The following is a 12790-nucleotide window of genomic DNA, read 5'->3' as shown; positions in this document are numbered from 1 at the left end:
GGGGGTTGGAACCGGGCCGGTCGCGGGTCTCGGGGGTTAGGCGCCGCGACCGGCCCGGGGCTCATGCCTGGGTGAGACCGCGCTCCAGTTCGACATCGCTCACGGCGGCGACGTGGTGGTCCAGGTCCAGGCGGGCGACGGCGGCCAGGTGGGCGACGACGTGCTCGTCGAGTAGCTCGCCGGCCAGCGGGCTGGTCTCGAACGCGGAAACGGCCTCGGCCAGTGACTGCGGTACGGGATCGGCCTCGCGGTTCAGGTAGGCGTCGCCGTGGGTGGCGGCGGGGGGCTTGAGTCCGGCTTCGATGCCGTGCCGGATTCCGGCCAGGACCGCAGCCAGCGCCAGGTAGGGGTTGGCGTCGGCACCGGGGAGCCGCACCTCCATGCGCAGGCTGCGGCCGTGACCGACCACCCGAACCGCGCACGACCTGTTGTCCCGTCCCCAGGTGAGGCGGGTAGGGGCGAAGGAGTGGTCCCGCAGGCGCTTGTAGCTGTTCACGTACGGCGCCCACAGTGGGCCGAGGGCGGGAAGGGCCGTCAGGAGCCCGGCCACTGCCTGCTCACCCAGCTCCGACAGGCCGCTGCCGTACTCGGGGCCGGCCAGCAGGACCGGCTGGTCGTCGACATCGTGCAGCGAGACGTGCAGGTGCATGCCGCTGCCGACCCCTCCCGGCAGGGCCGCCATGAATGACGCCGTCATGCTCTGCTCGTCCGCGACCGCCTTCGCGGCGTGCTTGAACAGCACGTGCTGCTCGCACGCCGCCGTCACCGGTCCGTAGGGGAAGGTGACTTCGATCTGGCCCGGTGCGCCTTCACCCTTCACGGCCTCGACGGGAAGGCCGGCGTCGGCGAGGACCTGCCGCAGGCGCCTGCTGAACTCCCGTACCGGCAGCGGCTGGTCGAGGGCGTAGTCGCGGTTGTCCCAGACGGCGGGGCGAAGTCCGCGGAAGCCGGCCGCCGCCGCGTCCCGGGCGGTGCCCTCGAAGAGGACGAACTCCGTCTCCACCCCTACCTTCGCAGTCAGCCCGAGGCCGGCGAGGCGCTGCTGCTGCTCGTCGAGCACGCTGTCCGGGGCGAGCGGGTGCGGCAGGCCCATGCTGATCGGCTCCGCGAGCATCAGGGCGGTGGACGGCAGCCAGGGCAGGACGCGGGCGTGCTGGTAGTCGGGCAGCAGCGCTACGTCCCCGAAGCCGGACTCCCACGAGAACGACCCGCTGCGCGCAGCGGTCATCCCCAAGTCAGTACCGAGCACGTACCCGCACATCTCCGGCGAGAGCCCACCCGAGCGCAGCCGATCCACCAGCGAGGCCGCGTCGAACTCCTTGCCCTTGAGACGGCCCTGCACGTCGACAGCCGCCAGCAGCACCGTCGTGATGCCGAAGGAGTCCACCAGGTGGTGCAGCGGCCCGGCGGGCGAGGCCGCCACCGGAGAATTGCCGGCGGCGCGGTACCGGGCGGCCCGCATCGTGGCCCGACTGCCCGGGCGTCGGCGGCTGGTCACACGACCTCCTCGGTCAGCTCGACCAGCTCGGCCGACTGCTGGACCGGCGGCGCGTACGAGCGCCCGGCCTTGAGCCACCACGCCCAGGCCAGCAGCAGCACCACCCCGAGCGCCACGGGCGCGTAGTTGAAGGTGTCGACCGTCACCGGCGAGGACTGTGGCAGGCACACCAGCACGCTCACCACGGCCACCCAGCCCACCGCGATCCACCCGATCACCGGCCCCCGGCGACCCAGATTCCACGGACCGGGCCTGAAGCGGCGGCCCTTGCGCAGCCGGAGGTAGACCGGCACCGCGTACGCCGGGGTCATGCCCACGACGTTGACGGCGGTCACCGCGCCGTACGCGGTCGCGCTGTACAGCGACGGCAGCGCGAGCACCAGCGCCGCCCCGAGCGACAGCCACACCCCGGCCACCGGCGTCCCGGTGCGCTCCGACACCCGGCTCCACAGCGCCGATCCGGGAAGCGCCCCGTCCCGGGAGAACGCGAACACCATCCTCGACGCCGCTGCCGTCTCCGCATTGCCGCAGAACAGCTGAGCACCGATCACCACCAGCAGGAGCGCCTTCGCCCCGCCGGTGCCGAGCCCGTCGATGAAGATCTGCGCGGGCGGGACGCCGGTAGGCGAGTTGAGGACGCCGTCGTAGTCCTGGACGGCGAAAAGCATGCCGCCAAGCAGGAACGCGCCGGCGATCCAGCTGACCCAGATCGAGCGGACGATCCCCCGCGGAGCTGACACCGCCGCCCTGGTGGTCTCCTCGCTCATGTGCGCGGAAGCGTCGTAGCCCGAGAACGTGTACTGAGCAAGCAGCAGGCCGATCGCGCTGACGTAGATCGGGTTGTCCCAGCCGGTATTGTTGACGAAGTGCGTCAGCACCCAGCTGGCGTCCTGATGCTGGGCGGGGACGATCGTGAGCGCCCCGACGATCAGCACGACACCACCGATGTGCCACCACACCGAGATGCCGTTGAGCACCGATACCAGCCGCACACCTCGCAGGTTCAGCACCGCGTGGAGCAGCAGGAGCACGGCGAAGATCCCGAACAGACCGCCCGGCGTCGGCGAGTACCCGATCTGCATGTTGAGGAAGGCGCCGACGAAGCTCGCCGCACCGTAGTCGATGCCGCAGATGCCGCCCACCAGCCCGAGCAGGTTGAGCCAGCCGGTCATCCAGCCCCACCGGGGGCCGCCCAGCTGGTGGGCCATGAAGTAGAGCGCGCCGGACGTCGGGTAGGCCGAGGTCACCTCGGCGAGGGCCAGGCCGACGAACATGACCAGGGCGCCGACACCGATCCAGCCCCAGAAGATCACCGCCGGCCCGCCGGTGTTCAGGCCGAAGGCGAGCATCGTCATGCAGCCGGACAGAATGCTGATGACGGAAAAGGAGCTGGCGAAGTTGCCGAACTCGCCCATCCTGCGGCGCAGTTTGGGATGGTAACCGAGCTGGCGCAGCCGCTCCTCGTCAGTCGGCGGTGCAGCCTGGGCGGGGGACATCGAGACAACCTCCGTGCGAGAAGAAGACTGATAAGGAAGGGCGGCCGGGAATCAGGCCAGAGCGGTCGCGCGGCCGGCAAACGCCTGGTCCTGGGCGGTCAGCAGCAGGGCCTCTGCCTGGTCCGGGGAGTCGGCGACATGGGCCCACGGCGCCTTGGACGCGAACTGGCCCAGTGCGCTGAATACTTCGACGGCGGCAGCCATCTGGGCCGACGCCCACAACGCATGGGCGAGGTAGCTGAGATCGACGACCGGCCACGCCCCCGGCTCAGCCACCGACCAGCTCTCGAACGCGCGCCGAGCACGGGAGAAGTGCGGCTCCCGTAGCCACTGCCGGAGTACGACCGCGTTGCGCCTCGGCTCGTTGCGGTACTGCTCGACCGACAGGTACAGCGGCAAGGCGGCGAGCGGTGATCCGGCCGAAGCCATCGGCATGACGACGTTCACGAAGTCGGAAGCCGCCGGCCGGTAGACCTGCTGCCAGTATCGGAGCATGCGGTGGTGCGCTTCCCGATTGCCGGGATCGCGCCTGAGCGCCTCGCCGAGCAGCCCCCACGGCCCTGGCGGCAGCATCGGGTCCGACGAGCGCCACTGGTGCTCGGGACGGGACTTGGAACCGTCCAGCCCTGCCAGGGCCAGCAGGCACACCCACGGCACCGGGTCCCCCGGCACCGCCCGGGCGGCGGACAGGCACGACTCGCGGGCCTCCTGCTCCAAGCGGGCGGCATTCGGCGAGCCAGCCTCTGCTGCAGCCAGGGCATGCTCAACCAACACCCTGGTCCGCAAGACGGCGAGCCCAGGATCGTCCGGGTCTTCCCGGGCCCAGTCGCTGAGCACCGTCGACCGCGCCGCGACCACCGCCAGCACCTGCGTCCGAGAAGTTCGCAGGCCCGCAGGCTGCTCCCTGGCGGCCAGCAGCCGCTGCGTCGACAGCCAGCGCCCGGCACGCAGATCGTCCACCGCGGAGCGGAGCGCGCCGTCGAACCCGGCAGGGTGGTAGACCGGCGCCAGCCGTGTCGGACGTGCGGGGTGCATGGTTCGAGCGCTCCATTTCATGGGCATGACAGACTGGTTCGTTCGAAGCCGTTGCGCGGATCGAACCGTGATCAACCGGGGTTCCACACGGCGGCGAGCGGGCCCGGGGGAGCCGGGGATGCCTCCTGGATTCCTGGTCTCCGGAAGCGAGTCACACCAAAGCAGCACGAAGAGTGGGAGGACAGAGCAGACTTGACGCACTGCTGACGCATTGCTGCGGCAAAGTGGATGCTGAGCTGCGTCTTTGGCGTGTGGACAGAGTTTGGGAATCAGCCGATGGCGGTCAAGAAACGCACCGAACTGGCCCTGCAGCGAGCGGCGGCCGGCCATTCACAGGAGACGCTTGCGGCAGCGATGGGTGTCGAGCGGACCACAGTGGCGCGCTGGGAGCAGGGCAAGGCCGAGCCGCGACCCTGGCAACGCCCCAGGCTCGCAGAACTGCTGACCATCGGGGCTGCAGAGCTCGACCGGCTGCTGCGGCTGGCCCGTGAGCACGCGGCAGCGAAGTCCTCTGCTGCATCTGCCAGTCAGACAGAGCGCCGACCGGGCGGCCATCCCCTGCCGGACGGTGGTGCCGCACACCTCCTCACGATGGACCTGGCGATCGGCGACTGGGCAGCGGCACGCTCGGCAGGCCACGGGGCCGGGGCCACGCCGTGGGTCACCGGCGAGGAAATCGGCGTCGCCGAGGGCATGCTCGCCATGTTTCGTCAGCTCGACCACACCCACGGCGCCCGCCACTACACCGGACAGGTGCGCCAGTACATCGACACTGAACTCGCCACGATGCTCCGCCGCCCCGCCGCTGACGGGGAGGCCGCCCGGCGTCGTGCCATGCTCGCCGCGGGATTCTGCGAACTCGCCGGCTACCAGGCCGTCGACACCGGGAACCCGATCCGCGCTCAGGAGTACTATCAGCGCGCCCTTTCCCTCACCGCCACCACCGACACGGCCTACGGCGCCTACCTGGTCGCCGTGAACTGCGCACACCTCGCACTGCACTGTGGACAGCCGGAGGTCGCCCTGCGCTGGGCCTCCTCAGCCCGAGCCGCAGCCGGTACCGCCGCCAGCCCCTCCGCCCGGGCGGCTATCACCGCCGTCCTCGCCCGCGCGAACGCCCGCATGCAACGCGAAGCCGAGGCGACCCGGGAGATCCGGCAAGCCGAGGAACTTCTCGACGCCGCAGACGGCGACGAACCTGCCTGGATCGGGTACTTCACCCACGCATACCTGGCCGACGAGATCGCACACTGCCTCCACGATCTCGGCCGCGCACCCGCCGCGAGGACCCAGCTGACAGACGCCCTCCAAGGCGTCGGCAAGGACAAGGTCCGCCGGCGCGCCATCGACGCCGCCTTGCTCGCCGCCACCTGGCTGCGCACCGGAGACCTCGATCAGGCGTGCGCGGCTGGCCGGGAAGCGGTCACGTACGCGGCCAGAACCGGCTCCGGCCGGTGTATCGACCGTGTGGCAGGCGTCCTCGTCGACCTGAAGGCCCACGCCGACTACGCGCCCGTGCGCGACCTGCGGGAGTTCACGCGTGCGGTGCTGCCCGAGGCCGACAACGTCGCGATCACCCTGTCCCGCGGTGCATGATGCGCTGGTAGAAGGCGAGTTCGGCGGCGAGTGCCTGCTCCCGTGACGCGGGGTCCGACAGGTAGTGGTCACCGCCTTCAAGGAACAGGCGCTCGTGGCCTTGGTCCCTGGCGAACAGAGCGTCGGCGAAGCGCCTCGCGTCATCGGCGGAGGTGATCGTGTCGGCGGTGCCGTGGATCACCAGGACAGGAACCCGGACGTCGTCGGCCGCCACCGCGCCCATGGGCCCGCGCAGCACCGCGGCGTGCGGACGCTGGAACGGCGGCACGGACTTCTCCCATCGGGCCGGGTCGATGATCGCCGACGTGGCCGTAGCCGCGCGGAAGGGACGAGGGCGGCACGCGGAGCGGAGCGCGGTGTACCCGCCAGCGCTGGCGCCGCTGATGAACAGGGCTCCGGGCCGTGCGACGCCGGCGGCGAGGAGATGCTCGCCGACAGCGGCGCAATCCTCGGCGTCGTACTCACCCCAATGACCGTGCAGCGATTGCCGGAAGTTCCGTCCCTGTCCGGTGCTGCCCCGGTACAGGACCTCGGCGACCGCGAAGCCGTGGCTGACGAAGAACTGCGTCGTCCAGTCCAGCCGCAGGGGGACATCGTCGGTGGGCCCGGGGTGAGCTCGGACGATCAGCGGCGCCGACCCGGTGCCGTCCGGGCGGTGGAGCAGGAAGCGCAGCGGCCCGCCAGCCGTCTCCACGGCCTCCACCGAGGGCGCTGGAGCCGTCCAAGGTGATGGGGACGACAGGTCCGGTGCCGCCGGACGGGCGCGGCCGTCCGATCCGGCCGCGAGGTCGACCAGCCAGATCGCGGGGGAACTGCTTGCCGTGGAGCCGATCACTGCCACAGCGGCTTCTGTCGCGGCGACGTAGGGCTTTATCGATGTGAGGTTCGAGCCTATGCGGCGCCGGTCGGCCCCATTGACGAGGAGCAGCTCGGTGACGATCCCGTCTGTGGCGGTCAGCACGATCTCACCGTGGGGTGTGAAGCCGTACGACTGGTAGCCGCCCTCCCACGGCGCGGGGGCGCAGTCCGCGTCGACCGGGGCGACTGCCTCCACCATGCCGTTCCACTGGTACAGGTTCCACCAGCCGGTGCGGTCGGACATGAAGTGCAGTCGGCCGTCCGGCCCCCAGAACGGCTGCGTCACAGACTCCTGCCGGCCGCCTGCGACGACCACGTCCGGTGTTGCGGTGCCGGGCTGGACGGCTGCCAGCAGCAGACGCGAGGCGTCCCAGGGCATCCGATCGCGGTCCCACACCAGGTAGGCCAGCCGGCCCGGCGCAAGCCGCGGGCTGGCCAGGAACCCGGAGGAGCGGACGAGGACCTCGATGTGCCCCGTCCTGGAGACGGAGACGATCTCGTCGGCCGCGTCGTCACCACGGACGGCCAGCAGGAGCCCGTCCCAGGACAGCGCGAGGTCCCCGTACTGGACCCCATCGTCGCCGGGTGCGACGCACACCGCGGTGCCGCCAGTAGGAAGGTGGAAGAGGGAGCCGCCGGAAACGAACCACACACCGTCCGGCGCCACCACGAAACTGCCGCCGCCGTAGGCGTGGAGCCGGCTACCGATTGGGAACTCCGGCGTCGTCACCGGCAGGGTCGACCCGGCGAAGCTGCGCATGAGTCGCTGGCGGCCGTCGTGGTCGGGATCAGACTGCAGCCACCACAGCGCGCCCTGTGCGAACCGGAGTTCGTCATAGGACACTGCGGTCTGGGCCACCCACGCGGGCGCCAGCCCGGTGCGGTCGTCGCTCATGCGGTGCAGTCCTCCCGGCATCGCCACTGGCCTGCCCGCAGACTACCGGCCGGCTCTGGCTGGGGACGAACCCGCCATCCACAGCGGAGGGGCCCATGCCCGGCACGTGGCGGCACCGACCCGGCAAAAGGAGTCAGCCAGCCTCGGTCTTGGGCGCGTAGCGCAGCACCACCACGTCGCCGACCTGCTCCGACCCGAGGAGGCGCATCCGCCGGCTGCTGCCACCGGGGTAGTCGGCAGGGTGGAGGAAGCGGGGTGCTGCGGCGTCGCCGACAAGCAGCGGCGCGATGGCGAGGTGGATTTCGTCTGCCAGGCCCTGGGAGAGGAACTGGGTGTGGATCTGCCCGCCGCCCTCGACCATGAGGCGCTCGACGCCCCGGGAGGCGAGGTCGTCGAGCAGTGCGCCGAAGTCGACGATCTCGCCGGTGCTGACGATGTCGGCCAGGTCGTCGAGTTCCTCGCGGAGCTTGGGCGCGGCGGCGTCGGTGGTGTAGACGACCTTCTTGTCACCGAAGTGCCAGAACTTGAGGTCGCGGCTCAGGTCACCGCTGGCGGAGATGGTGACCTTAAGCGGATACCCCGGCTTCCCGGAAGCGATGCGGTCGGCGCGGCGCTTCTCGCTGTTCACGAGAAGCCTCGGGTTGTCGCTGCGCAGTGTGTTGCCGCCGATGAGGATGGCGTCGGACTCCGCCCGGACCTGGTCGACACGGTCGAAGTCGGCCTCGTTCGAGAGTAGGAGACGCTGCGGCGAGGTGTCGTCGATATGGCCGTCGACGGAGGTAGCGACGCTGAGCAGGACGAAGGGGCGGCTGGCCATTGAGCGTGGTCCGTTCTCTCGGTGGTACGGGCTGTGGTGATCACACTTCATGGAGGAGAAGGCTGTCGAGGGCGTGCCGGAACTGCTCCACCTCGGGGACACGCCTGCATCGTTGCAGCAGCGCATCGAGCGCGGCCAACTCGGTGATGACCCGGGCGGAGCCGGCGGCGGAGGCGATGGCCAGCGCCGCCAGGCCGGTTGTCGCGGCCTGCTCAGGGCCGTTGACGGTGACCTGGGAGATGGCCGAGCGGGCGAGGTAGACGCCACGGTCGCGGCGAAAGTTGGGAGGCAGCGCCCGGATCGCCTGGTCGAAGCCAGCCACCGCCTCGTGATGGCGGCCGAGCAGCGAGAGCGAGCGAGCACGCTGGGCCTCCACGTACGCGGTGTCGAGCCACCGGCCGCGGCCGACCGGAGCCTCGGACGGGTCGGCGAGCATCGCGAGCGCGCGGTCGTAGGTGTGCTGGGCACTCCGCTCGTCACCGAGAAGCGCGTGGCCGTGGGCACCGTAGACGGCGCCCATCGCGCTCAGCCGGCTTCCGGGGCGGGCTAGGCGCTGAGCGTAGTCCGCGAGGTCGACAGTGTCGGTGGACTCGCGCATATCGCCAGCGAGTTGGGCCTTCCTGGCAGTGATGTAGGCGCTCAGGTCGTGGTCGCCGCAGGCGCCCGCCCAGTCGCTCGCGCGGTCGGCCCAGTACTGGGCGGCCTGGTGGTCGCCGCCGTCCTGGTGCAGCCAGCTGCAGAACTCAGCGTACTCGGCGAGGACTTGCAGCAGGGCACGGCGGTCCTGGCCGGAGGCTTCCCGGCGGAGGTCCTGGATCAGCCGGATGTGCTCCTGGGCCGTGGCCACGACCTCGCGCGGCCCGAGGACGTTGTCGCACTCTACGAGGGACCGGCGCAGTGCCCGCAGGTCCTCGACCGGGTGAAGGCCGCCGGTGAGAACGGCTGGTAGAGCCTGCACCACGGGCACCACGAGTCCGGACGGGCGCGAGAGCCCGGAGGGCGCCGATGCACCCTGCGCCAACGCCTGGCGCGGCAGGGTGACGAAGATGATCCTGCCGTCTGTCGACCGGCAGCCGACCCGCACGCCGCCGTCCATGAGCGCCATCGTGGCAGCCCCGCGCCCCGCAGCCGAGTCGGCTGTCCAGCCGGTTCCCTCTCGATCTCGGGCGTCCGTCATGGGTTCACGGCTTCGCCCGGGGGCCGGGGAGGCAGCCAAGGCGGCGGCAAGTTCTTCCTGGCCGACGCCCAGCAAGTCGGCCAGCTTGCCCATCTGCCACGGCCGGGGCGAGTACTCGCCCCGCTCCCACCGGCTGGCCGTCGAGCGCTCGACGTTCATGGCCGCGGCCAGCGACTCCTGGGTGAAGCCAGCCTTCCGCCGAAGCTCGATGAACCGCTCGCGCCGCACCCCCACCATCCACCCCCTTGACGCGCGGAACTCGTCCTGACCGCGAAGTATCCTGCTCAGCAGCCGGTTTGCCGCACAGATGCCTCATCAACGCCTCAATTCTGCTCTGTTCGGATGCGCTGCGCAGCGATTCCCTGGTGATTGCCGGAAGGCCCGGCAAGCACCAAGGAAGAAAGGCAAACCGCATGGACAACTCCGTGACGAGCGACGACGAGGGCGTGCTGGTCGCCGTCCGCAGCATCCGGGCGGCGCGTTCGCGGGCCGACGTGCCGTCCGACAACACGGGCGGCAAGTCCGACCAGAACGACACCTGAGAGACCGCCCACGATGCATAGGACCGCCTCGTGGGCGGTGCGCCTGGGCGGGGACCAGTTCCTCACCCAGGCGCTCCACCGCTCCTACGCCGTGATCCCCGCCGGGAGCACCGACACCGCCCCTCTCCTGTCCTGGGACGACCTGAACACCATCCTCGCCACCCACCGCATCGACCCGCCGCGGCTGCGGCTGTCGATGGACGGGCAGACCGTTCCCGTCAGCCGGTACTCGACCCCGGCGACTAACCGGCGTGGGGCGACCTGGAACCGGCTGCACCCCGCGCAGCTCCACGCTCAGCTCGCCGAGGGCGCCTCGCTCGTGGTGGACGCGATCGACGAGATCCACCCGCCGATCCGCACCGCTGCTGAAGCGTTGGAGCGCTTCATCGGCACGCCCGTGCAGACCAATCTCTACGCTTCCTGGACGGAGAAGGAGGGCTTCGGCCGGCACTGGGACGACCACGACGTGGTCGTGGTCCAGCAGTACGGGGCGAAGCGCTGGCGTCTGTGGGAGCCGACCCGGCAGGCCCCGACCTTCCGCGACGTGGACTCCCCGGAGGAACCCGAGGGTGAACCGGTCGCGGACGTCGTCCTCCACCCGGGCGACGTCCTGTACCTGCCGCGCGGCTGGTGGCACAGCGTCACTGCTGACCAAGGCAGCGAGTCGCTGCACCTCACGTTCGGACTCGTCGCCCAGACCGGCGCCACGTTCCTGGGCTGGCTGGTGGACGAGCTGCACGAGAGCCCCACCGTGCGGAAGGACGTGCCGCTCCACGCCGGAGCGGACGAGAAGGCCGAGTACCTGGCCGATCTGAGGGCTGCGGTGCTCGCCGCGCTGTCGGACCCTGACCTGATCGACCGCTGGGCCACGGCCTCGGGCACCACCCACTTCGGCCGACCGGCCCCGTCCCTGCCCTTCGTGGACACCCTCCCCGCGGACCCGGGGGTCAAGGTGCGGATCACCGCCCCTCGCGCCGAACTCGCCGGCGACCCCACCGCCCGGACCGTCACCCTGTCTGCCGCCGGAACCGCATGGGACTTCTCCGAACGGGTCGAGCCCGCCCTGAAATCCCTGCTGGTCGGAGACCCGGTCAGCATCGGGGAACTCGCCGAAGCCGCTGGCCTGGAGGTCAAGGACGTGACCAGCGTCCTCACCGTCCTCGTCCAGGGCCAGGCCATCGCTGTGGTCGAGGCTGGCCGGTGAACCCGGAACTTGGCCTGGGGACCTACCGGGTGCGCGCCGCCGGCGAAGCGGCGCGCACCGTCCTCACGGCCGGGGCGAAGTGGATCGACACCGCCCCCAACTACGGCCACAGCCGAGCACACCACGACCTGGCCCCGGTGCTCGCCGAGCACCCGACCGCCAAGGTGACGACGAAGACCGGCTTCTACCCGGACGGCCGCCACAGCATCGCCCCCGTGGACGTCCGCGCCCAGACCGAGGAATCGCTCGCCGTCCTCGGTCGTGCCGACATCGTCTTCGTCCACAACCCCGAACGGTCCGACCACGACCGGCAGCAGCTGCATCACAACCTCCGCGCCGCGTTCGCTGTGCTGGAGGAGTTCGCGCAGGCCGGCCGTATCGGGGGGTACGGCGTCGCCACCTGGGCCGGCTTCACTAACCAGGCGTTCACCGTCGCCGAACTGATCGCGCTGGCCAGCGAAGCAGCCGGGTCGGCGAGCCACCACCTCGCTGGCGTCCAGCTGCCGGTCAGCCTCGTCATGGCCGAGCCCATCGCCCAGGCCCTCGATGGAGCTGGGCCACTCGTCCACGCTCGCGACGCCGGGATCATGACGTTCGCCTCCGCCCCCCTGCACGGAGGCGAACTGCCGGGCCTGATGACACCCGAACTGGTGAACCTCATCCAGCCGGGATCGACCCCGCACACCGCGGCGTTCCAGCTCATCGGTGCCTGCCCCGCGCTGGACGTCGTCCTCACCTCGACCAGCACCCTCCAGCACTGGGAGGATGCCCGGGGCGCTCTCGCCCAGCCGATCCCCGACGCACGACTCAGGACGGTGCTCGATGTCCTTTCAGCCGGATGACGACACCCGGCACGACCTGACGGCAGCGCACCAGAAGGCCGCCGGATTCCTCGGCCTGGTGTGCACCGGACCGCCGATCTTCGGCACCTCCGGAACCACTGTCGGCCGCCGGGCCGTGAACGTCTGGCTGCGGGTCTCCAGAAGCAGCCGCCGCAGGGCGCCCCGGCCGACCGGCCAGGGCGCCCTCGGCGCTGAACAGCTCGTCCCTGCCTCCGTCCCGCGCCCCCGACTCCACGACACTCTCGACTGGACCGAGGGCGGGTGGTTCTACCAGGCCGACGTCTTCGACCTGGTGGGTCCCGCGGTCTCCTCGACTCCGGACCTTCGCGAAGACCCCGGCCTGGACGACGGCTGGTGGACCGGGCTGCGGAACGCGCTGGCCGCCATTGCGGAAGCACCGGGCGCGAAGATCACTCTGCGCCAGGCGTGGGTCGACGAGGTCTTCCCGAAGTACCTCGGCATCCCGGCCCCGGCCGAGATCGAGCGGACCACCGGGCACGGTGATCTCCAGTGGGCCAACCTGACCGCCCGGCCGCTCAAGATCCTTGACTGGGAACGCTGGGGTCTCGTGCCGGCCGGCTACGACCCTGCGGTCCTATGGGTCAGCAGCCTCCTCGTGCCCGAGGTCGCGGACCGTATCCGCACGGAGTTCGTCGACATCCTCGACACCCCGGCCGGACGCGTGGGTCAGCTCATCGCAATTGCAGAGATGCTCCAGGCCGTTGACCGCGGGCACTACCCGGAACTCGCCCCGCTCCTCGCTGACCAGGCACGTGAGCTGACCGGCGTCACCCCACCGCAGGGCACCGACGCCGGCCTCGTCCGGTAGA

General features: G+C 70.8%; 11 protein-coding genes. 5 read left to right on the top strand and 6 right to left on the bottom strand.

Annotated elements, in window-relative coordinates:
- Positions 1-61: 61 nt before the first annotated feature.
- Genes ACWDBB_RS09330 through ACWDBB_RS09320 form a run of 3 tightly spaced genes read right to left on the bottom strand, consistent with a single transcriptional unit; the run spans position 62 to position 4029 of the window.
- On the bottom strand, positions 62-1498 hold the full coding sequence (locus ACWDBB_RS09330) for a glutamine synthetase family protein (RefSeq protein ID WP_449788994.1): 1437 nt from the start codon (positions 1496-1498) through the stop codon (positions 62-64).
- Positions 1495-2994, bottom strand: a complete 1500-nt coding sequence (locus tag ACWDBB_RS09325; protein ID WP_449788993.1) for an amino acid permease — start codon at positions 2992-2994, stop codon at positions 1495-1497. Before ACWDBB_RS09325 ends, ACWDBB_RS09330 begins: the two co-directional genes overlap by 4 nt.
- Positions 2995-3045: 51 nt before the next feature.
- A complete protein-coding gene (locus ACWDBB_RS09320; protein ID WP_449788992.1) occupies positions 3046-4029 on the bottom strand; it encodes a hypothetical protein in 984 nt (327 codons plus the stop codon).
- A 276-nt stretch (positions 4030-4305) separates the two neighbouring features.
- Between ACWDBB_RS09320 and ACWDBB_RS09315 the strand changes: the two genes are divergently transcribed.
- Positions 4306-5625, top strand: coding sequence for a helix-turn-helix domain-containing protein (locus ACWDBB_RS09315; protein WP_449788991.1), 1320 nt, complete (start codon positions 4306-4308; stop codon positions 5623-5625).
- On the opposite strand, the gene ACWDBB_RS09310 is transcribed toward ACWDBB_RS09315, so the two are convergent.
- From ACWDBB_RS09310 to ACWDBB_RS09300, 3 genes are all read right to left on the bottom strand, one after another.
- Entirely contained in the window at positions 5603-7378 is a 1776-nt protein-coding gene (locus tag ACWDBB_RS09310; RefSeq protein ID WP_449788990.1) for a prolyl oligopeptidase family serine peptidase, read from the bottom strand. The genes ACWDBB_RS09315 and ACWDBB_RS09310 overlap by 23 nt on opposite strands.
- Before the next feature lie 133 nt (positions 7379-7511).
- Entirely contained in the window at positions 7512-8195 is a 684-nt protein-coding gene (locus ACWDBB_RS09305) for a RibD family protein (RefSeq protein WP_449788989.1), read from the bottom strand.
- A 40-nt stretch (positions 8196-8235) separates the two neighbouring features.
- Positions 8236-9609, bottom strand: a complete 1374-nt coding sequence (locus ACWDBB_RS09300; protein WP_449788988.1) for a helix-turn-helix transcriptional regulator — start codon at positions 9607-9609, stop codon at positions 8236-8238.
- Between the two features lie 176 nt (positions 9610-9785).
- On the opposite strand from ACWDBB_RS09300, the gene ACWDBB_RS09295 reads away from it, so the two are divergent.
- Genes ACWDBB_RS09295 through ACWDBB_RS09280 form a run of 4 tightly spaced genes read left to right on the top strand, consistent with a single transcriptional unit; the run spans position 9786 to position 12789 of the window.
- A complete protein-coding gene (locus tag ACWDBB_RS09295) occupies positions 9786-9914 on the top strand; it encodes a hypothetical protein (protein WP_449788987.1) in 129 nt (42 codons plus the stop codon).
- Between the two features lie 13 nt (positions 9915-9927).
- Positions 9928-11118, top strand: coding sequence for a cupin domain-containing protein (locus tag ACWDBB_RS09290; protein ID WP_449788986.1), 1191 nt, complete (start codon positions 9928-9930; stop codon positions 11116-11118).
- The gene (locus tag ACWDBB_RS09285) at positions 11115-11960 is read left to right on the top strand and encodes an aldo/keto reductase (RefSeq protein ID WP_449788985.1); all 846 of its coding nucleotides are present in this window, start codon (positions 11115-11117) and stop codon (positions 11958-11960) included. Before ACWDBB_RS09290 ends, ACWDBB_RS09285 begins: the two co-directional genes overlap by 4 nt.
- A complete protein-coding gene (locus tag ACWDBB_RS09280) occupies positions 11941-12789 on the top strand; it encodes a hypothetical protein (RefSeq protein WP_449788984.1) in 849 nt (282 codons plus the stop codon). The genes ACWDBB_RS09285 and ACWDBB_RS09280 overlap by 20 nt, the downstream gene beginning before the upstream one ends.
- The last annotated feature ends 1 nt before the right edge of the window (position 12790 follow it).

The sequence above is a fragment of the Kitasatospora sp. NPDC001095 genome (genome assembly GCF_053598615.1).
Note: the sequence above shows the minus strand (reverse complement) of the source record. Positions and strands in the feature narration are given on the sequence as shown.